General features: G+C 41.8%; 17 protein-coding genes. 12 read left to right on the forward strand and 5 right to left on the reverse strand.

Going from position 1 to position 21,790, the window contains the following annotated elements; all coding sequences use genetic code 11:
* The first annotated feature begins 8 nt into the window (after positions 1-8).
* Positions 9-1,100 (forward strand): site-specific integrase, encoded by a 1,092-nt coding sequence (locus V1U08_RS11100; protein WP_330470596.1) that lies wholly within the window; start codon positions 9-11, stop codon positions 1,098-1,100.
* A 150-nt stretch (positions 1,101-1,250) separates the two neighbouring features.
* Here V1U08_RS11100 and V1U08_RS11105 read toward each other — a convergent pair whose 3' ends face one another.
* The 5 genes from V1U08_RS11105 to V1U08_RS11125 all read right to left on the reverse strand — a co-directional run bounded on the left by V1U08_RS11105 (position 1,251) and on the right by V1U08_RS11125 (position 8,804).
* Positions 1,251-3,011, reverse strand: coding sequence for a hypothetical protein (locus V1U08_RS11105; protein WP_330470597.1), 1,761 nt, complete (start codon positions 3,009-3,011; stop codon positions 1,251-1,253).
* Between the two features lie 161 nt (positions 3,012-3,172).
* Positions 3,173-3,766, reverse strand: a complete 594-nt coding sequence (locus V1U08_RS11110) for a hypothetical protein (RefSeq protein ID WP_330470598.1) — start codon at positions 3,764-3,766, stop codon at positions 3,173-3,175.
* A 123-nt stretch (positions 3,767-3,889) separates the two neighbouring features.
* Positions 3,890-4,660, reverse strand: coding sequence for a hypothetical protein (locus V1U08_RS11115; RefSeq protein ID WP_268853853.1), 771 nt, complete (start codon positions 4,658-4,660; stop codon positions 3,890-3,892).
* Positions 4,661-5,022: 362 nt separating this feature from the next.
* Positions 5,023-7,998, reverse strand: a complete 2,976-nt coding sequence (locus V1U08_RS11120) for a DEAD/DEAH box helicase (protein ID WP_330470599.1) — start codon at positions 7,996-7,998, stop codon at positions 5,023-5,025.
* Positions 7,995-8,804, reverse strand: coding sequence for a Hachiman antiphage defense system protein HamA (locus V1U08_RS11125; RefSeq protein WP_268853851.1), 810 nt, complete (start codon positions 8,802-8,804; stop codon positions 7,995-7,997). The genes V1U08_RS11120 and V1U08_RS11125 overlap by 4 nt, the downstream gene beginning before the upstream one ends.
* Before the next feature lie 868 nt (positions 8,805-9,672).
* Here V1U08_RS11125 and V1U08_RS11130 point away from each other — a divergent pair.
* The 11 genes from V1U08_RS11130 to V1U08_RS11180 all read left to right on the forward strand — a co-directional run bounded on the left by V1U08_RS11130 (position 9,673) and on the right by V1U08_RS11180 (position 21,252).
* Positions 9,673-10,017 carry a TraK family protein gene (locus tag V1U08_RS11130; RefSeq protein WP_330470600.1) on the forward strand — a complete coding sequence of 115 codons (345 nt, stop codon included), beginning with the start codon at positions 9,673-9,675 and terminating at the stop codon, positions 10,015-10,017.
* A 323-nt stretch (positions 10,018-10,340) separates the two neighbouring features.
* Positions 10,341-10,706 carry a conjugal transfer transcriptional regulator TraJ gene (gene traJ / locus V1U08_RS11135; protein ID WP_268853849.1) on the forward strand — a complete coding sequence of 122 codons (366 nt, stop codon included), beginning with the start codon at positions 10,341-10,343 and terminating at the stop codon, positions 10,704-10,706.
* Between the two features lie 2 nt (positions 10,707-10,708).
* A complete protein-coding gene (gene traI, locus V1U08_RS11140; RefSeq protein ID WP_330470601.1) occupies positions 10,709-12,472 on the forward strand; it encodes a TraI/MobA(P) family conjugative relaxase in 1,764 nt (587 codons plus the stop codon).
* 49 nt (positions 12,473-12,521) lie between these two features.
* Positions 12,522-13,295, forward strand: coding sequence for a P-type conjugative transfer protein TrbJ (trbJ, locus tag V1U08_RS11145; RefSeq protein ID WP_268853875.1), 774 nt, complete (start codon positions 12,522-12,524; stop codon positions 13,293-13,295).
* 2 nt (positions 13,296-13,297) lie between these two features.
* Complete coding sequence (locus V1U08_RS11150) at positions 13,298-13,486, forward strand: hypothetical protein (protein ID WP_268853847.1); 189 nt, start codon at positions 13,298-13,300, stop codon at positions 13,484-13,486.
* A gap of 2 nt (positions 13,487-13,488) precedes the next feature.
* On the forward strand, positions 13,489-14,742 hold the full coding sequence (trbL, locus tag V1U08_RS11155) for a P-type conjugative transfer protein TrbL (RefSeq protein ID WP_330470602.1): 1,254 nt from the start codon (positions 13,489-13,491) through the stop codon (positions 14,740-14,742).
* Between the two features lie 621 nt (positions 14,743-15,363).
* Positions 15,364-15,843: a hypothetical protein gene (locus tag V1U08_RS11160; RefSeq protein ID WP_154707523.1), complete on the forward strand. Its 480-nt coding sequence runs from the start codon at positions 15,364-15,366 to the stop codon at positions 15,841-15,843.
* Between the two features lie 542 nt (positions 15,844-16,385).
* The gene (locus tag V1U08_RS11165) at positions 16,386-16,535 is read left to right on the forward strand and encodes a hypothetical protein (protein WP_021450167.1); all 150 of its coding nucleotides are present in this window, start codon (positions 16,386-16,388) and stop codon (positions 16,533-16,535) included.
* A 181-nt stretch (positions 16,536-16,716) separates the two neighbouring features.
* Positions 16,717-17,907 (forward strand): hypothetical protein, encoded by a 1,191-nt coding sequence (locus V1U08_RS11170; RefSeq protein ID WP_330470603.1) that lies wholly within the window; start codon positions 16,717-16,719, stop codon positions 17,905-17,907.
* 418 nt (positions 17,908-18,325) lie between these two features.
* Complete coding sequence (locus V1U08_RS11175; RefSeq protein WP_276454290.1) at positions 18,326-19,465, forward strand: SIR2 family protein; 1,140 nt, start codon at positions 18,326-18,328, stop codon at positions 19,463-19,465.
* The gene (locus V1U08_RS11180) at positions 19,462-21,252 is read left to right on the forward strand and encodes an ATP-binding protein (RefSeq protein ID WP_330470604.1); all 1,791 of its coding nucleotides are present in this window, start codon (positions 19,462-19,464) and stop codon (positions 21,250-21,252) included. The genes V1U08_RS11175 and V1U08_RS11180 overlap by 4 nt, the downstream gene beginning before the upstream one ends.
* Positions 21,253-21,790: the final 538 nt, after the last annotated feature.

Here is a 21,790-nt window from a genome sequence, read left to right on the forward strand (position 1 = left end):
GTACTCACATGGCAACTTTAGTTAAAACTTCTTCAGGTACCTGGAAAGCCGTTATTCGAAAAACCGGCTGGCCGACAACGTCTAAAACTTTTCGTCTCAAACGCGATGCCGAGGATTGGGCAAGACGCACCGAAGATGAAATTGTACGTGGCGTGTATATCAAACGTTCTTCGTCTGAACGCCTCACCATTGAAGAAGCATTAAAACGCTACCTGGCAGAAATCTCACCGACCAAACGACCGGCGACCGCTGCCTGTGACGCGAGACATTCCAAACCGATTATCAAAGCCCTGGGAAAATACTCCCTGGCCGCCCTGACGCCCGAAATCATTGCCAAGTATCGAGACGACCGGTTAGCGGGCCTGGACCGTTGTGACGCCAGAGGTAACCCGGCACCCAAGCCACGCTCACCTAATACCGTGCGCATTGACCTGGCCCTGCTCAGTCACCTGTACAACATTGCGATTAAAGAATGGGGTATCGGCCTGGCCATTAACCCAGTCCAGAATATTCGTAAGCCCTCCCCGCCTTCTGGCCGGGAACGACGCTTAACTGAGGAAGAAGAGTTACAGCTCCTAGAAGCCGTTGAGGCGCACTCCAACCCGATGTTGGCCTGGATTGTTCGTATCGCGCTGGAAACCGGTATGCGTTCCTCTGAAATCACTTCTCTGCGCCGCTCTCAGGTTGATTTGAAAAAGCGCGTGGTTTTCCTGGTCGAAACCAAAAATACCATGCCAAGAACCGTTCCGCTTTCTCTCCTGGCGTTAGAATCCTTTAAGCAGGCGATTAATAATCCGGTACGCCCCATTGATACCGACCTGATTTTCTTTGGCGAACCAGGTAAAGACGGCAAACGACGCCCGTACAACTTCAACAAGGTATGGATGAAGATCAAAGCCAAGATTGGCCTGAAGGATTTTAAATTCCACGACCTGCGCCACGAGAGCGTCAGCCGTTTGGTTGAAGGCGGGCTAAGTGATCAGCAAGTCGCCGCCATCAGCGGCCACAAATCAATGCAGATGCTACGCCGTTACACGCACCTCAGAGCAGAAGACCTGGTTGAAGAACTGGATGCGATTGCGAAAGGAAAGAAGGCTTAGCTAAAGCGCCCCTCAAGTGTCAATACGATTGGGATTAACCCAGTAATAGCGGCTTATTCTCATTACATAAGCCTGGATTATTGACACTTGAGGGGCCAAAGTCTGAGAGGAGGATAAAATCTCATACTGAGCAAACTAATAGCTCAGATTCTACGGCGCACAATAAATTATTGGAATAGCATTCATGTCTCTAACAGCATGGGCAAAGGAGGAAATAATCCACAGCAACTGCGTGATATGTCCTTGGACAGGCTCTCCCCGTTGAATCTTTCTAAATTGTGTTTCAATTGATGACTTAGACATAAAAGAGCAGCTTAGAATACACTTTCTATGAAGCTGATAGTTTTTTAGTAGACTCTCAAGATTTTCATCAACATAAGTAGTATCCCCTTTACGAACACGATGAATTTGGGTTTGAGTACTATTATTTGAATACAATCCATTGAACTTGTCCTCAACCCTTTGGATAAACTGCTGATGAGTAAAAAACATATTACCTAAGTTTTTAATGCCCTGACCAACTACGTCGTGCAACTTACTTGCTGAAGTAGTTTCATCACCATGCTTTGAGTGAATGAAAGAAATACAGCCTTCAGCTAGATTGAAAGTTATATGGTCAGCCCACTCAATACCCAAGTCATCACAGAAAACATAGTCATCTTCTTCATGCAAACGCTCTATGAGCTCAAACATCGAACCATCAGTAAAAGCAACTTGATCGGCAGAGAAAGTACCTTTTTCTGAAGTTACTTGTTGCATTTGCTCAATAGGGTGAAGAATATCCAGGATACTATTTATTTCTGAAATACCCGAGGAGTCTTTAAAGCAAGCCCCCATAAAGTACATATACTTAGGATCTGCAAAGGTGATGCTGTAAAAACCATTTTTTACGATGTACCTCTGTAGCGTAATTTCTTTACCATTTTCAACAACTCTAAAACTCGTCAGTTTTTTAGACTGTATCGTAAGAGTCTTAGGATTTCTTCTGATCTTAGCATCGGTTGTGTGACCGATAATCTCATCGTGCGAGTTAACTTCGAAAGTTTTCTCAAGTTCTTGAAATAGCTTTTTTTTTACCCTATTTGAGACTGTTATTGTTTTGCCACGCTTAGATTTGTACTTGATGAGTAGACTGTCTTTCTCTATACGCTCGGATAATTGAGCGCTCTCAATTAACAAAGCATTTGGTGTAGTAATCGCAAGAACATCTTCAAGTTCAACTTTCTTTGCAAAAGCTTCAAGAAATTCATTGTCACTTGCATTTGCAAGCAAATCTACTTGCTCTTTCACCCATAACGCTATGTTGTCTATTGATATTCTTTGCGATGCTTCGACAATTCGCCCTGTACCAGAAATTGATTTTGTAGATGCACCTTGCCTGATCTTTAGGTAGTACGGAATTGAGCGGCCTGCTGAGTGAGTCGATAGTAACCCCTTTAGATCTGCCGCCTCATAAGATCTTGCTCGCATAGCCCTATCAGAAATAGTCATGTTCCTTAAAGCCATCTTCTGATATTCAGCATCGTGATTGAAAGTTCGACTCAATTCTGTACTACCAATTAACTCAAAATTATCTTTGATAAGTTCGGAGATGTTTGAGCAGCTTTTCTTAAGCACTGCATAGTGATCAGTGTATTCAATTATAATAATATACGCATGAATCCTATCTTCAACCTCATCATCTAAGAAGTATACTGGCCGTACAGAAGGGAATACTTTAATTGAATAGACATAATTAAACTGACTCTCATCAACAAATTTTTCTTCCCTAAACTCGTCAATTAGATAACTTCCGCCACCTTCAATATTATCTGATGCAGCCTCCAGAATACTTCGGATTACATCATCCGTTATTTCGTTCTTAGGGAGATAAAAATGTGCATTCTTTGTTAACTCTAGCCTCTCTGGCATCTATTCTTACCTCATAATCAAACGTTGTTTTTATCATGCGTTCCAATACTCATTTAAGTTGAGTAGCACGATACCCAAGCCTTTACAGGGAGATTCAAACACCAAACGCATTCATAGTGAAATGCCACGCGTCACGAATCAACTTTGATTCGTTGCTACGCTTAATCTAACTCAAACGAACCGAGTTCAACTCCTCCTTTTTCAGCAGCGGTGTCAATTCTATGGTGGAAATCCTGAAAAGAAGCTTTACTATCAACTAGCAAAAAATCGGACCTTAATTTTAGATACTCGTCATGAGTAATATAAGGACGAACAATCTCCATACTATCTATTGCATATTTTTTAACTTTTAGTATCGAACTTTCACGAGAAAACAAGAAGAAACAAAGTCCGAATAAGAACAATGCAACAACCATTGCAGATTTGCTTCTAAAATAAACTTCAAACGTTTGCCTCAAAAGTGAAAAACGTGACTTATTATTATCACTGTTTGCAATTGTATTAATCCAGACCACACATAGAACTGCGAACAATAACAGGAACCAACCATTCAACCTTGCTACATCAGTAAATGTTGATGCCGATTTATAAATAGAGTCTTCGTAGGTCGATGAAATTGAAAATAGCACTCGGTTAACCATAGACATGAAAAGGTCAAATACTGGTCCTAAAAGTCGTTCCCAAACACCACTTCCTATTGCACCAACGAGGATAGTTCCAAGAAAGCCAACTATTACTTTTATTAGTTTATTCATACCTTATTCCGAGAAACACGACACCGTATTAAGGTCTACGCAACACAGCTACGATGCCTAAACTTTTGCTCCGACAACACAAACCCAATTTTAAGCTTGTGATGCAAAGCGTGGAGAATCACTTTAACTATCTATTTCACAGTCGCGTACCTTGAACTTATATGTATCTCCTTGCTCTTGCCCAACAACTATCTTGTTTGAGCCAAGATATGCAACCTTTTGATTTTCATCAACATCACAATACGAAAATTTCTCCATTTCTAGATTATATGCAAACCACCTGGTAAATCCGGAAGTTGCATCCATATACCCTTGATTATCTTTAAGAAAACCAATAGCTATAGAGAATAAAACAGTAGCCGAGAATAGTCGTCCAATTAAGACTAAAGGGTTATCGTTAAGCAGTTTCTTTATTTTAGAAAATACAAATAGCTTGTGTAGTGGTAGCTGATACAGGGGTATGATTGAGGTTACTAAAATGACCATCAACCAAAATACAAAACCAAACGCTAAGAAGAGCGACGCTGTATAAGGAATTGATAATATTGCGCTGATCGTCACTGTGTAACCAAAGGGGCTTACAGGAGCTTCTAACGCAAAATTTACAAATGAATGAGCCATCGCTAGATTAAACGTCGTGCAACCTATAACTGCAATACTTGCAATAGTTTTTCCAAAAACATTGCTTGTAAGCTTTTCAGTCGCTCCAATTAAGTAAAAAACTAGACCACTAATACAAGCCCCAAAGCTAAACCAATAAACAGGAAAGTCGGTCACCTTAGATAACGGCAAAATTAACAGAAGAAATATAAAGCTAATCAAATATGCCATTTGCTCCCTATCGAGACTCTTCGCTTTTTCAGAAACAAACTCTTTGACGTTTGTAGATGCCATTCATACTCCTGGGATATAAATATTGAAAAAGCAGTGCAAGTAATAATTACGATGCGTTGTAGTATGCTCTTTGTGGTTCGATCAAACAAACATTGCTCAAGTCTCAACAATTACAATGTATTGACATGTGAGAGGCGCGGCCAAAAAACGGCAAAAATGCTTAGTTGTTGTCTTCGCCTCAGAGCATAAGTACGGGAAGCGATTACCAAAGTTCAAAAAGAGTAAGAGCAATGTGCCCCTCATATGTCAATATGTATCTAAATTGGATCAGTCATAGCAACTTCTTTTCTTCAGAAAAGCTGGTTTATTGATATTCGGGGTAACTATTCAGTAAAACAATATTCACATAATCTCCATTAAAGCTAAGAAAGATCAGATAACGTGTTTTGGTACACTAACTCACCCAAGACTGCTCTCCACTGGTCAGAATACCCTGTAATTGAATTAAGGGCAGCCATAGATACCTCATGCTCTGTTCCTTGCCAACTATTGTGCTCTAAAGCAGTACCAAGCTGTACGTAGGCAGTTCTGTGTCGAACACCTTTTTCAGCCAAAGCTCTACCATAGTTTGTCGGTACACCAAACCTTAAGTGCTCTGGAAAGTTCTTAACGCCTTCGGAAATCAACACTCCATCGGACTCTAATCTTTTAGCCAGCAAGCTGATGCCTTGTTCGACTACTGTTTGCAAAGAAAATGTAATACCACTGGAATGTACTGTAAGAAGCTCATCGACCGTAATAGAAGTCTGGGCAGCTATATCACTAAATCTATATCCAGACATCCAGAGTCGCACAATCTCAAAAAATCGCTCCTTGTAATTTTCCACATTCTCATTTTCCCCTAATCGAAAGCACTCTTTAACCTTTTCTCGAAGTTCAATCAGTGTCCAAGCCCATTGAAAAATAGGCACTCTAACCTCATCCGAAAGACTTGAGGAAGCAACACTCCAATCAGCTTTTAATGGTAGTAGATTTTGCTCAACAGACTCAATCAAACGGATCTTCGCTCCGGCTTCTCTTGCCCATGTAATTTTCCCTGCTTTTTGGAACTCTTTTATACGCATAGCTCTTAACGAAAAGACTAATCGTAAATTGTGAGCAGCAGCATCAGTTAACTGAGCAGCAGCAAAGGTTTGCTCTGCTAATTGTGTCGCTTGAGTAATAAACTCTTCTTCACCCATTTCATCAGCTAGCAACTCCATTAACGTCGAATCGACGCCATCAATCAAAGGATGAACTATGGAGTTCTGCTCTAAAAACTGATTGTTTAATACAACATTATTCTGGGTAAGAAACTTCGTCATTAAGTCCACTAATGCCATAAGAGAGCCTCGAACTGGCTCCCCAGGACTTTGCATGGCAACTGGTTTCACCAACCCCCATTGGTCAGGATTAGCACAAATAACTAGGCCTTTGGTATTTGCTCCTGCTCGACCAGCCCTACCAACCAAGTTCTTGATATCACGAGTCAACATATTCTGTAGTTGATTACTATGCCGCCTTTGAACTGAATATAAAACCAATGTACGAATAGGTAAGTTAACGCCTTCAGCAAGTGTACTGGTACAAATAACCAACTTTACATCTTGATTCCTAATAAGCTTTTCTAAAACCTCTCGCGACTCTTGAGGAATATCACCATGATGTAATGCAAATCCATTTTGTATACTTCGAGTACCAATCCAGTTAGAACCATATTCTTTATCAAAGTAATCAATCGCTTTTTGAAGAACATTTTTCCGAGAAAAGTCCATTGGAGAGGGGATTGGCAAATCGATAGACAACTGCTCAACAAGCGATTCAGCAATACCTATTGCACCTTGCTTACCTCGCTTATTTGCAGCGAATATAGCAGTTGCTCCCATTGAAAGAGATTTACGAGCAGCGGCAATAGCTTGAACTTTAATCGAATCAAATTTGTAAGTTTTCAATCGCCCTGTTTCTGGATTCACGTATGAGAATGTTTTACGATCTAAAAATTCGTTTACACTGAACTGCCTTTCAGAGTCTTCATGCGGGTGCATTTTCAGGTCTATGGTTCTGCCAACACCACTACCATTGGATTTCAATACTGAAAATTCAGCAATTGCAGGTCTATAAAGACTTCTAACAACCGTTTGGTCATGGCCACCTAACCACGCATTAATTTCCTCAACATTAGGGACAATCGCTGAGATAAAAACAAAACGTATAGGTTTAACCACATGACCTTTCATACGCGCTAGTAGTAGCTCTAATCCTATCCCCCGCCCTTCACCATCCAACAAATGCCCTTCATCAATAATGATTAATCCTATTCGACTGGAGAAGTTAGGGCTTGCTTCAAGTAGGCCTGAGAGTGACTCAGGCGTTGCAATAACAGCTCGAACATTATCTAGTTCATGTAATTCATCGCCAACTGGTATGGTTCCTCCATAAGCACAACGAGAAGCAATTCCAAGAGAATTTAACCGCCTCACCAAAGTCCCGCGTAACTCAGATGCTAGCGAGCGATAAGGAACTACCATAATAGCAACATCATCAACAGAACTTTTCAAATGAGTGTAGAGCAATGTTTCGCATAAAGTTGTCTTACCCGCACCAGTTGGCATCTGCAACGAATAAGTGCTCGTTGATGTCAATAAACCTCGTTGAATAGCCTCCACTTGTGATGGAAAAAACTCCCATGTTGGAGGCTGTCGAAAAATAAGAGAATTCACCAACGGGGACCAAAATGCATGATTGCCATTTGGTAGGACAGAACGAATATTAGAATAGCTAAAGCTCTTTAAAACTTTTTGAAGAAGAGTCGCTACAACCCAATCGGCTGGCCCTTTGGTTAATGCATCATGAGCTACTTGATCTATCTGTTGTACCAATTGCTCTAATATTCCCACATTACCGTCACTAAGAGACATACGAGCTTTACGCGCTATTTCAGAGCGTATTTCGGCGGGCCTAACTAGCAAATCATAGAAACCAGCTATCAAACTACTATCATCAACTGCCCTTGTGTAATGACGCATCGCCAGATAAGCAGATGCTGGATAATTACCAAAATAAAATGATGATGCTGCAAAGAGTATTGATTCATCTTTACTAACCCCACAAGACTCAAGCTGTTCAACTGACATTTCCATTGCGAATTGCAAAAATGCATTACCTAGTTGCGCCCATTCTGAACTCGATGTTGAAGGCTCTTTTATTCGAGTAAAAAGCTCACCGACTAAAGATATATAAAGGTCTTGGGGACGATTTGCCACGTGAGCTAAATCGATAGGAGTTTGTGGTATTGCAAAAAACTTTAATTGACGAAGTTTATCAGCGTCGTTTATCCATTTTTTAAGAGTGTCCCTCATATTAAGTATTCCAATGTATTAGACAATGAGCTAAATAAAGATTCATAGGTTTCTTTGAGATGAGGGACAACAATGACAAGCAGCGAAAAATTTGGGTCTACTTCATCAGGAGCAACTATCAACTCCTGATCAACCAAGCCCTCACAAATAACCGCGATTGCATGGAATCGTCTATCTATGGGAGGATGGTCGACCAAGTTAATAAAACGATTTAAGAGTGGAATATCCACATCGCCTAATTGTTCTGGCTCTGTAATTGCTCGCTCTCGAAGCCAAACAAGAGTCGAAGCTAGTCGACTTGTCTGATCTTTACCTGAATCTTCAATTGCAGAAGTAATTGGAGTAGAACTCCCAGAAGTAGACTTAACCTTTACCTCAGCACACAAAAGTGAATCCTCACCACTCGCTTGTGGTCGATGAGGCATAACGAAGTGAACAACATCTGACTTTGGAGCGGGCTTAGTTCTATCTTGCTTAAGTCGCCATTTTTTTACGCCTATAGCAAAACCTGGAAGTTCCTTTGTTGACTGATAAAAATATCCAAGGATTTCACCAAAATCGCCAGCCATTGTAGAGCCCGGACTAGGTAATCGTGAAGCTAATACTTGCTCCTTAGGTAACCCGGACATATTTGACGCATCAATGATTTTTTGATCTGATATATAACATCGTCTTACAGCAACCCCCGCACGGTCAATAAGTTGATTCACCTGTTCTTCGGTTAGCTTAACCAATGCGAAAGGCTCATTCTGCTGATGATGAAACCAAGCAGCAGCATCATTAAAATCAAATCCAAGTTCATCCATTTTTACATACCAGAATACCCATACGAACAACGATGCGACCTAATATATTTTATATTAGTTACATACCTAACTAGGCCGAGAATATAAACCTATTATTTTTGTCACTTTACAAAGTAAACATACCGCAAAAGTATGGAATAAACTTCACATAATTTAAAAAAATAATCTGTGATCAAACGGCATATTTAGCGATTATAATGTAATCATCCACGAAAAATTTTTATTCTACTCAACACCTTGTGAACGACTAGCATTCTCTTCATAAACCTCCAAGACATCGAAATTACCCCAATATAAATCTGGAGCCCCTCACTAGAACCACAATTAAATCAGACATTAATAAAAACATACTTAACAATAAAGCCTTGTGCATTCGATATATCGAAACGAAATACTCTTTATATTCCCTCGTCAAAAATTTTAGCCGCTAAAATCTCATCAAATATCTCTTAATCAGCTAACAATATATCGAAAAAAATCACACAAAAACCAGAAAAGTTTAGCTAAACACTCTTAATAATCAAATACTTATCAACCTTGACGATGTGATAATTTGTTCATATTGTGAACTTGCAATTATCAACTCTTAAGTTGCAATAATTACTAAAGATTACTAAGGAGAGCGACATGACCACTGAGGAATTTTTGTACCGAAAATACGGAGGCTCACCACTTCTTTCGTTTTCTCAAGTTGCGGAGATCCTACATCGCAGTCCTGAAGGATTAAGAATTACTCTTCGGACTAACTGTGAACTAGCAAATCAACTCAAGCCAAACCGAGTCAAAATAGGTAGACGTGTTTACTTTAAAGTTTCCGATATAGCTAATTTGATTGACCAAGCTTCTTCCCAATACATGGAGGCTTGATATGTCTGATTACGTCAAAGAACTACAGAACTGGGTTATTCAAAGACAACAAAACAACCGTCCTCCAAATAAGCAAGAAGTACTTGCAACTTTTCTTGGCGTTAAAACCGATGTAGAGGAAGCAATTAACGCTGGTTACAACTTAAAAACTATTTGGACTTACCTAACAGAAAGAAATCTCATCGCATTTCGCTACGAGACTTTCCTGCGTTATGTGAAGCAATACATCACACAAACCTCAGTGGCTACTCCACCCGAAAAAGAGAAATCAGAAAGGCAGAAAACCTCTCGTGACATAAACGGTTTTTCTTTTAATTCACAGCCAAATAAAGAGGACTTGATATGAATATATTCAAACACTGTGCATACCCAGCTGTATCTCAGTTAAAACGCAACCAGTGCACAACTACCACACTACTTTGTCTATTTTTGGTCTTTTTCGCGCCATTTTGCGTCTATTCCTACGCAATTGCGTGATAACAGTGCGGTAGCGCCGCCCTTTCTTGATGACTGATGTGGGCGATATTGCGGGCAGGATGTGTGAAGGAGTCCCACTATGCAAGCATAGCGATGACTCTTCACTTCCCTTATTCGCACCTGCGGCGCTCAACGGTAATCCTGCCCTGCGGGATCAATTCAGTGATAGAAGATTCGATAGGAGAACACGTAATGCAGCATGAAGAAAAAGTCACTAGGAAGAACACAAGTCCTCTTAAAGTCTACTGCCTACCTAGTGAACGTGTAGCGATTGAGGTTAATGCCAAACAAGCTGGTCTCAGTGTTTCAACCTATCTACGACGAATTGGACAAGGACGCCAAGTGAAAAGCGTCGTTGATGCAGAGCAAGTACGTGAACTAGTTAGAGTTAATGGTGACCTTGGCAGACTTGGTGGATTACTAAAGCTTTGGCTAACTAATGATGCTAAGGCCGCTCAAATCGGCACACCTACCATTAAAGCAGTATTAAATCGCATCGATTCAACCAAAGCTCAGATGAGCGAGCTCATGGAATCTATTCTTAGTCAAAGGTCCTAGCCATGATTGCTAAACACATCCCAATGCGTTCATCGAGTAAGTCTGATTTTTCAGGCTTAGTCCGTTACCTCACTGATACCCAAAGCAAAGAACATCGGTTAGGCCAGGTGCGACTGACTAACTGCGATGCAGATTCGATTAGAGATGTGATCTGCGAGGTATTAGCCACTCAGCAAACAAACACTAGAGCGAAAGGTGACAAGACTTACCACCTAATTATTAGCTTCCGTGCTGGAGAACAAGTTAATTCTGATGTTCTTTCTAAGATCGAAGAGCGTATATGTGAAAGTCTAGGTTTTGGTGAACACCAACGTATCAGTGCCGTTCACAATGATACTGACAACCTTCATGTTCACGTGGCAATTAATAAGATTCATCCATCACGCCATACCATTCATGAACCGTACTATTCACATCGTACGCTTGCAGAACAATGTGAACGATTAGAAAAAGCATTTGGACTACAACAAGACAATCACACACCCAAACAAAACCTCAGTGCTGCACGCGCTGCTGATATGGAGCGTCACTCCGGCATTGAAAGCCTAATTGGATGGATTAAGCGTGAGTGTATAAACGAAATCAAAGCCGCACAATCATGGTCTGAGCTACACGCGACTCTAGGCCAAAATAGGTTAACACTTTCAGAAAAAGGCAATGGTTTGGTGATTTCATCCAACACTGGAGTCACGATAAAGGCTAGCACGTTGGATCGCAATTTATCCAAACCAAAGTTGGAGTCCCGCTTCGGCGCATTTCAGCCACGCCAAACTATTAATAATAAATCCTGCTCAAAACGCAGTTACCAAAAAAAGCCTGTTCAGACTCGAATAGATACAACGGATCTTTACGCCAGATATCAGAAAGAGCAAAAGAGCCTTGCAACTAATAGAGCCACCGCATTAGAGACACTTCGTCAAAAGAAAAATCAGCAAGTTCTATATGCCAAGAAACAAGGCAAAGTGCGTCGCATGGCAATAAAACTCACCAATAGCGGTAAGTTTACTAAGCGCTTGCTGTATGCCCAGGCAAGCCAATCTCTCCAAAAGAGTATTGCTTTAGTTCAAAAACAATATCAGCACGATCGCCAAGCAATCTACAAAATTTATAGCAAAAGAACTTGGGCCGATTGGTTAAAACATCAAGCCCATCAGGGTGACCTAAACGCTTTGGCCGCATTGCGAGCGAGAGAGGCAGCACAAACGCTAGACGGTAACACTCTACAAGGCAATGGAAAAGAACAAACAAACTTCACAAGCGTCATTGATTCTATTACCAAAACTGGAACCATTTTGTTTCGCTCCAAAAACGGAGCAATACGTGATGATGGTAAACGCCTTCAGGTATCGGGCCAAGCGGATAAAGAATCCGTAGTCCAAGCACTAAAAATCGCAATGGCACGATATGGCAACCAAATCAGCGTTAACGGCTCCCCTAAATTTAAGGCTTACGTGATTCGTGCAGCGGTTGATACCCGCCAACCTATCACCTTTAGCGATAAAGCATTAGAGCAAAGGCGGCTCTCATTACTCTCTTCCAATCAAGATGTAACGAAGAACAACCAACGTCGTGATATCTCACCTATTGGCAAAGCTCCACCGATCATCAGACGCAATAAGCTCAGTAACCTTCCTCAGCTTGCAGTTCTGAGCTTTGAAAAGCCACAAGTTCAAGAACATTCAGCATACAAACAGCGTAAAGCTCGTTTGGTAGCTGAAATGGCAAAGAAACAAGAAAAACAATCTAGAAAAAACAGAAGTCGATAAACACAGCACACCGTCAGTTAAGGGAATCACAATGAAACTAACAAGGAAAATTTTAGCGGCTAAAATTTTAGCTGCTAAAACTCACGTTCTAACTATTGGAATGCTTTGGAGCTATGTAAGCCCCTCTTGGTCAGGTATTCCTGTAGTCGATAGTCTAAACCTGCCTCATAACATACTTTCCGCAATGGAAGCGGTAACTCAAACCGCGCAACAAATCCAACAGTACAAAACGCAGCTTCAGCAGTATGAAAACCAATTAAAAAACACAATGGCTCCAGCCTCTTATATCTGGGACCAAGCTCAATCGACTATTAATGAACTTAACCAAGCGACCAATACACTCGCCTACTATCAGAACCAACTTGGTAGCCTCGATGACTACCTAAGCAAATTTCAAGACGTTTCTTATTACCGTAATTCCCCGTGTTTCTCAGCTCAAGGATGTAGTGACACAGAATGGGCGGCAATGAATGAAAACCGTCGTATTTCATCCGAATCTCAAGTATCTGCGAGCAAGGCTGTGATTAAGGGTATTAGTCAGCAATTTAAAGCCTTACAAAGCGATGCTAAGCAGTTAGAAAAACTACAACGACAAGCTCAAGAGGCCGAAGGACAACTTGAAGCTATTCAATATGCGAACCAATTTGCTAGCCAGCAAAGCAGCCAACTTTTACAGATACGTAGTCTGATGACAGTTCAATACAATGCCGTGACGACACACATACAAGCTGAAACCGATCAGAAAGCACGACACCAAGCCGCACATGAAGCGCTCTTTGACTTTTCTTCATCTACAGATCGTTCGAAAAACAGGAGGTTTTAAGTATGAAAGTATTCATATTGATGACCTTATACCTCAGCTATTCATTGCTTTTGAGCGGTTGTGGTCAGCCCTCAAACGTTGAACAGATTGATTGTGACTCTCCTAGCCTAACAACAGCAGAAAAAGAACAAGCAGACTGCTTATGGGACTTGGGTGATCCAACGGAACGCAGCCAAAATAAGGGTTTCTAGTAATGATATTTCGACTACTCACTCTTTCGGCGTTAGCCATAGTTTCAGCAACAGCTAATGCAGCAATCGAAACTAACGGTGTACTGGATGATGTAGCTGTTCACTTTCTTACAGTAAGCAGCTCTTGGGCAGGTGTGATAACTAACTATGCCAGTTGGTTGTTTTGGACATTGGGGCTGATTTCCCTTGTGTGGACAGGAGGAACTCTCTTACTAAAGCAGGCTGATATAGGAGAGTTTTTTGCCGAGCTTACCCGATTCATAATCACCTTCGGCTTCTTCCTGTGGCTACTAAGAAACGGCCCCGAATTTGCTACATCTATCATTGATTCACTAAGAGTAATTGGTGCTCAAGCGGCTGGATTACCTCGTGAACTGACCCCGTCAGAACCAATCAGTATAGCTTTCGACATTATTGCAAAATCAAGTGAAGCATACAGCTATACAAGCCCCTTTGATAATTTAGCAATATTTATCATCACATTACTGATTTTAGTTTGCATGACGGTTGTCGCAGCTAATGTCTTACTGTCTTTAATTTCGGCCTGGGTTCTTACTTATGCTGGAATCTTCGTATTGGGTTTTGGCGGCTCAAAATGGACCTCTGATATTGCTATTAACTACTTCCGCAATGTACTCGGCCTAGCTTTAAAGCTCATGACCATGACGCTAATGATCGGTGTCGCTATGTCAATTATGGATAGCTTTTATACCGAACTATCAGCAAACACCTCAATGAAAGAGCTACTGGTTATTTTCGTAGTATCCGTAGTTCTAATGCTACTCATTCACTCCGTACCCAATATAGTCGCGAACTTAATACCAGGCTCAGGTGCAGCTACTAGCTCAGGAAATGTAAGTGCTAGCGCGATGGCTGGAGCCGCAATGGCTACTGGTGGTATGGCTACTGGTGCAGTTATGGGAACGGCAGGAGGATCCTCTGCTCTGCAAGCTGCATTCAAGGCGGCTTCCAATTCTGAAATGGCCGAGACGATGACGGGCTCTATTGGTGGCGACTCTTCTACAACATCCGAAGAATCTGGAGCAGGTAGCTCCCCCTTCGCCCAGGCATCAGGAATGCAAACGGACTCAAGCAGCGTTATCGCATCCACAGCTAAAGCAGGACGAATTGCAGCAGGAACTGGAGCAAATCTAGCAAAAGGGATTGGAGATATTGCACGCAACCGTATCAGTCAAACTGTGGGAGGCCGCCTGGCTGAGACAATCAGAACTCAAAGTAAACAAGAAGACATTTAATCAGATAGGAGAATCACAATGGATTTGCATTTCCCACCTCAAAACTGGACAGACTTTGGGGCCTTTTGGGCGTTCATGGCCCTGGTCATGCTCGTACTTTACTTCTTTGTTCAATGGGCTCATACGACCAAATATAGCAAGCAACTTTATCGCCTGGCTGACTTTCTAGAAGCAATTCAGAACAAAGTAGCATACAGAGCGTATCGAGGAACACTATCGATATATGAAAGCCTCAATCACCTTAGAGGCTGGCCATTCAACTCACGTAAGTAAAAAACACATAGGCCGGTGCTCTCAACACCGGCCCACATTTTCACATTACACCTTCCATTGAGGTATAACATGACAACTACAGATTATAGTGCAAACACCGACGAGAGACAGTGTTCACTTTCACACTTGTTTTTGCCTTTTTCCGAGAGCGAGCCTATGGCTGGCGAAACACAGAGAAAAAACAATCATAATAAACGCCGCTATAAGAAGCACTCACGATTCCGCAGACAAAAGGCCAGAGCTATTCCAGAGGCTACTCGTATAGCTTCATGCCGATTATACAATTACCCAAGTCGTAGCTTCATGCTCAAGTCTTTAGGGATTAGCCGAAAAGACGTCCGAACTCGAATGTCTCAATTACTAGAAACCTTACTCGACGATTTAGATTGGTCTACTTTGCGTATTGGTGTTGCGAAAAAAGAGCACTTAGATCCCATAACTTACGAAGACTTTATAGACCGCCATAAAAAGCTACATAACGAAACTATCCCTCGCTCTACGTGGTACAGGTACATCAAAAAATTAACCGATGCTGGATATTTAAATAGTACCACGGCAAAGATAAGCACGAGTGAGGGCAAGGTCTTCAATAAACCGGCCTATAAATGGTTCACCCAAAAGTTCATGAGTGAACTCGGGTTTAAAACAGACTGGCTAGCTAAACAAAAAGAGCAGGCGTTGAAGTCTCTCAAAGCAAAGGGGCTAAGCAACCAATGGCGTGTGTTTGAAGGCCATAGTGCTCGCATAGCCTGTTCAATGGCGATATCACTACAGGCTGCACAAGATTATCGTTATACAGAAGGCGACCCTTATATTCTCAATAACTGAGGATACCTAAGTCACGACCAGCCCCCTCATCTTTAAATACGCCGGTTTACTTCGGTCGTATTCTCGCGCCCGAAATATACCAATGTTCAAAATTCCCTCAACTTTGAACGATTTTCTCGCTAAATAAGTCAAAATTTAAATAACTCACTCATCAACAGCAACTGTTCTCCTCTTCAAAATCACTAAATTTGACTCTTATATATCTCAAAATTACCAAAGTAAGACTCCAAAGTAGGACTTCGGAAGTGAGACTTGTACAGACTTCATAACCTAAAGGTTAGATCTACTTCATCCATTTATTCATGCCTCGTACCTCGCCATGAATAAATGTCTTCGCGAACTAACGTTCTAAAAGTTCACGCTGCGCTATGCCCAAAGGGGCAAGCCCCTCTGGACTCCCTCATTGGTAACTTGGTCACCAGCTGTCAGCATAGGTTATTTATTGAGCATTAGTGCATATGGTGAGATGATTGATTGTTGAACGCCAGGAAGGGAATGAATTAAACCATTGAGATCAACGTAACTTGATCAATGGAGGTAACATGAAAAGAAAAGAACCCAATACAGAGCCGCCAAGGCGCCTCACAGACACTGAACTTGAAGATTTGAGGAAAGACATGCAGGAGTCTTCAAAATGGGCCAGAGAGGAGCTGAAAAGGCGTAAAGCAAATAAAGAAACGGATTCAGACTAGAACTTCATCTTGAGCTCGGTTGGTCGCATCCCCCTTGTCAGGGGTCCCCCTTAGCGATATAGTTCAATCGCTCTTACCCGCCGCCTTGGTTCGAGCTCGATAACGATTATCAATCCAAATTTGACAATTACCTTTACACTGAAAATCAGCGGCTTGTGTAATGAATATGAGGTGATCCGTCATGCCAAAAATTCCTGTCGACATCGACAACCTAGCCACACTAAAACACGAAGCCACCCGCTTTTGCGATCTCGCCAAAAAACTATTTGGCGGGGAAAGTATTGATAATTTGACCACGGGCAAGCTGCTGACCGCGGTGAGTAAGCGTCTGGGTTACTCCAGTTACGGCGGCATGGTGGCGTGTAATAAGCAAACCCACTTATATCTGCCGATTTCGCTATCGGACATCACTCACTTTCGTCACCTTGCTACGTCCATTGCAGAGGAAACGGGGATCAGTGAGACGGAGCTCTTGGTGATTGCTTCATTGCTTCAGTTGGGTGCTGAGTCCATCAATCACATCCGATTTGGAAGACCGGAATCTGGAACCCACGAAGCCTTCACCTGCCTCATCGTTGGGGAGATGGATCAGAGCTCATATTTCTCACTGGCGTTGTCAACCCCAAAAACGCTGGTTGTAGGCAGGGTGGCCACCACTCTGAAAAACATGGCGAATTGGCTACCCGAATTAGTGGCGTTTTTGAAGCAAGAAATGAAGGCTCACGATAACTGCGTGATATTAACCCCGAATAATCGCCTCTGGGAGGTGAGCAATCTTTATGAAGGCCCCTATCGACCCTTCGGCTACCTGGAGTTCGTGGTGACCGACCCTCGCTTGAACACCACACGACAGGTCTACTGCACCATTTCATCGGAACTTGGCCGCGTGACTGCCAGCGATGTGTACGACATCGTCGCGGAAGACTGTTTTGATCTGGATAAGATACTCGGAATGGATATCGACGACGCTATCTACCCAGATGAGGCGACCATCCCCGAACCTAGAAACTGGTGCTTGGCGTTTTTTACTCGCCTTTGCGCAGCAGCATTGGTGGTCGAGGTGAGAATGAAGGTCGATCCGGAAAAGGCAGATCCGGAGCTCTTTGAAGATCAAAACCTTCAAATGGCCGATGAGCAGGTTATGCAGTTTCTGCACCGCAATGAGCGGGTTTGGCCGCCTTGTCAAGGAGGAGGCATCGAGATGCGCCAGGTTTCTAATAAGCCGTACTTAGAGCCGTGGGTCCAGCCGGAGGTGACGCGCCAACTGCTTAGGCTAAACGATCAGATCCTTAAAGAACAACAGCAACTTTATGATGAGTTAAATAAGCTTGAAGGCCAGATGGCGCGCTACTGGATACAAATAGCCAGCTAGAAGAATTAGAGAGAGCTGTAACGCGTGGGACTGCGCTTGGCGCGTGGGGTGCTGACCTTAAGGTCAATGCCCCTGTTTTTGCGCCACCCCATCTCCCCACACGAGTCTCGCTCGTCGAGATCAAAGGGAGATTGATACCGACGAGTCGAACACCAAATCACAACCATCACACAACAACCATCACCGCTGAAACACGTTTCTGGACATAGATGAGTCAGCGGCTTTGCTAATTTAGCCAAATTCAAATTAACTCAACTATGGAAAAACCTAATAAACAAAGTAAAAGACCAACCCTTCCACTCACTATGAAATCCTCACTACTTATCGGGAATTGACCGTCATTTCATTTCCCGATAATCTCATTTGTACAACAGTTGCTTATCAACAAATTTAATAATCATTCTGAGCATTCGACCTTATGATGACTTCCAAAATCGATCTGAACGACCTACACGACAAGAACATAAACTATTTGATTGGTGCAGGAGCATCGGCAGGTCTATTCCCTACTCTTGCATTAGACATGCAAACTGAGGGGAAATGGGAGACGATAGAAACTTTGGCTACCGAGTTCGATTCTATTGACGCTAAACACCTCAAAGCCTTGCTATTCATGTATTACTACGAGGAATGCATTAAGCCTGTTAGTTCTGTTGATTTCACTGCCTTAGAAGACGACGAGCAAGCAGTCATCGATAATTATAAGAAGTTCATGAAATTGAACCTCGAAATTCTTCGCCGAAAACGAGGTTACGACAGAAAGATTAATTTCTTCACCACAAACTACGATTCCTGCCTAGCCTATGCAGCAGATGAACTTTACGAAGAAAAATCCATTCGATTTAACATCAACGATGGCTCTCGTGGTTTCCATAAGAAAATCGTTGAGGCTCGTAACTTTGATTGCATGACAACGGAATCAGGTATTTTCGACCGAAACAAAGAAGTCCAACGACAAATCAATCTTATCCACCTTCACGGCTCTGCATTCTGGCGTAAGCACAACGATTCTATCCTCGTTGATTATTCTTCTGCGGATCAAATCGTTTCGGAGTCCTCAATCGACAGCATTTACTACGGTGACTTCAAAGAGATGCTAGAAAGTGGCTCTCACACGGTGGAGCAGTTGTGTTCAATGACTATCGATGATGATAACAAAGCGGCATTCGAGAACATACAAGATGACTTCTACAGGGAATATAACCAGTTACCTATCGTGAACCCTACGAAATGGAAGTTTCACGAAACGGTATTTGAAGAACACTATTACCAGATGCTGCGTCACCTTAGTTACGAGTTAGAAAAGCCAAATAGCGTATTGATAGCCTTCGGGTTCTCATTTGCTGATGAGCATATCAGGAACTTGATTAAACGCTCTCTGACGAACCCTACTCTACAGGTATACATCTGTTGCTACAGAGAAACCATGATCCCTGAATTGGAGAAGCATTTCTCTGACTTCAATAACATCAAGTACGTTGTCCATGAAGAAGGTAAAGCATTAGATTTCTCTTACTTCAATTCTCACGTCTTGACACTTGGTGAGGATGACGCATGAGCATTTTCATTGGTGAGGTCACAGCGGTAAATGGCATTCAAATTACGTTGACCGTTGATGAGACATCGAACAAAGACACCATTTTCTATGAAGGTCAGCGATACAAGGGTATATCTATCAGAGAGTACGTTTCAATTCAGCGTGGATTCCGTGACATTGTATGCATCGTTGAAGGTGAGTACTTAGATGAAAGACGTTTCCAAGAGAGCACAGATAAAATCGAGTACGTCCGAAAAGTACATGTTCGACCTATTGGCTACATTGAAAATGGAAAGTTCTTTGAAGGCATCAAATTCTTACCGTTAATCCGTGATCCTGCCTTCCTGTTACCTGAGCAAACCTTAAAGACAGTATATTCATCTGGTACTGAATCAGATTTCTGCATTGGATCATTGTTAAAAGAAGGGATTGAGATATCTCTACCTTGGCAGAAGTTGTTTAATACTCACATTGGTATTTTTGGAAACACTGGTAGCGGTAAATCAAATACTCTAACGAAACTCTTCACTACTTTGTTCGATGAAAAGGATGAGCAAATCAAACCTGTCAGTAAGTTTGTACTGCTCGATTTCAATGGTGAGTACATCAAAGATCAAATCGTATCACTGGAACATAAGCACGCTATAGATCTGAATACGAATACAGCAGTCGATCAATTCCCGTTGGCAGAAGAAGAATTCTGGAATGCGGAGACGCTTTCAATTCTTTTCCAAGCCACTACCAATACACAGAAGCCGTTTATTAATAGAGTCCTGCAAGGACGCTCAAAGTATGGTTCTGGTAAGGCGAGTGCTCAAAGTTACTTAAAGTACACTATTAAGTTCTGCTTTACTTCATCGTCTCAGAAGCCTGAAGTACTCGACCTCATCAAGAGTGTTCTAAAGAGCACCAATCAAGCAAAAATCCTCGATAAAGTATGCTGGCACGGAAACAAATATAAACTCTTACTCGGTAACAGGAATGAAGTGTTTTTTAATGGTCAATCTGAATACGACATACACCTAAAAAATATTGTTGATAGCATTCAGATTAATGACATTGACGCATTTCAGGAATTTAAAATTCTATGCAAATTGAAGCTGATTAATGATTTGATGTACAACTTTGTTCAATTCGATCACATACAGCCACTATTAAAACGTGCAGAATCCTCGCTAGGAGGATTGTCTAAGGTGATTAAGGTGGAAACAAGTGTTGCGACTGACAATAAAGCACTAACCGTCATTTCACTGCGTAATTGCAACCAAGACGTGAAGAAAATCATTCCCCTTCTTATCACGAAGCACTATTACAATTCTCACAAAAAACAGGTTAAACAAAGCCCACCAGAAAAGACACTGCACTTAATAATCGATGAAGCACATAATATCCTTTCTCAGCAATCAGTCCGTGAACAGGCTAACTGGAAAGACTACCGTTTAGAATTGTTTGAGGAATTGATTAAAGAAGGTCGCAAGTTCGGTATTTTCCTTACATTATCAAGCCAACGACCTGCGGATATATCAGCAACTATTATGTCTCAATTGCATAATTTCTTTATCCATCGTTTAGTTAACGACCGTGATTTGTTCTTGCTGGATAACACCATTAGTACATTAGATTCTGTCTCTCGCTCACTAATTCCGAACCTATCGAGAGGCTCTTGTATTATCACTGGTACTTCGTTTGATTTACCTATGCTGATTCAAGTAGATGAGTTGAGCGATAACAGCAAACCTGACAGTAATGACGTTCTTTTAGATAACCTCTGGGCAGTTAACACCGAAGAAGAGCCTACTCGGCCCTGAATTAGTCCAGTATGGGGGCTTCCTAGTTGTCAACACGTTTTGGGGTGCAAAAATCAGCTTCTTCAAACTGAATATTAGTAATTAATAAAATTACTAATAGCATGGAAAACCTGAGTTGTAGAAGTTTCGGATAAGTAGTGGCTTATGAACCTTAATAGCTGATTGGTACGCACTAAGTTTACTGGTCAACTTATGTTGACCATGATTGGTGCTTTAGTGAGTTTTGAACGACAGGTACTACAGGAACGACAGGTGGAAAGCATCACAAATTCTAAAAAGAAAAGTGTGTATAAGGGAAGAAAACTTTATCAGCTAATAAAGTTGAACAGGTAAATGAATGGAGAATGAGGGTAGAAAGTCAGAGATAAAAACGGAAACAGGTGTTAGCTTATTTAGCGTCTAGTCTATCGACTGTTAAAACAACAGACATAAAAAAAGCTGCAATAAGCAGCTTTTTGTCATTTACATTCTAAAGGTACACTACAAAACTTGCGTTCGGTAGCTCCTCGAAGCTTTACATTCTAAAGGTACACTACAA

Origin of the sequence: Vibrio sp. YYF0003 (assembly GCF_036350715.1) — a bacterium.
Lineage (GTDB): Bacteria > Pseudomonadota > Gammaproteobacteria > Enterobacterales > Vibrionaceae > Vibrio > Vibrio natriegens.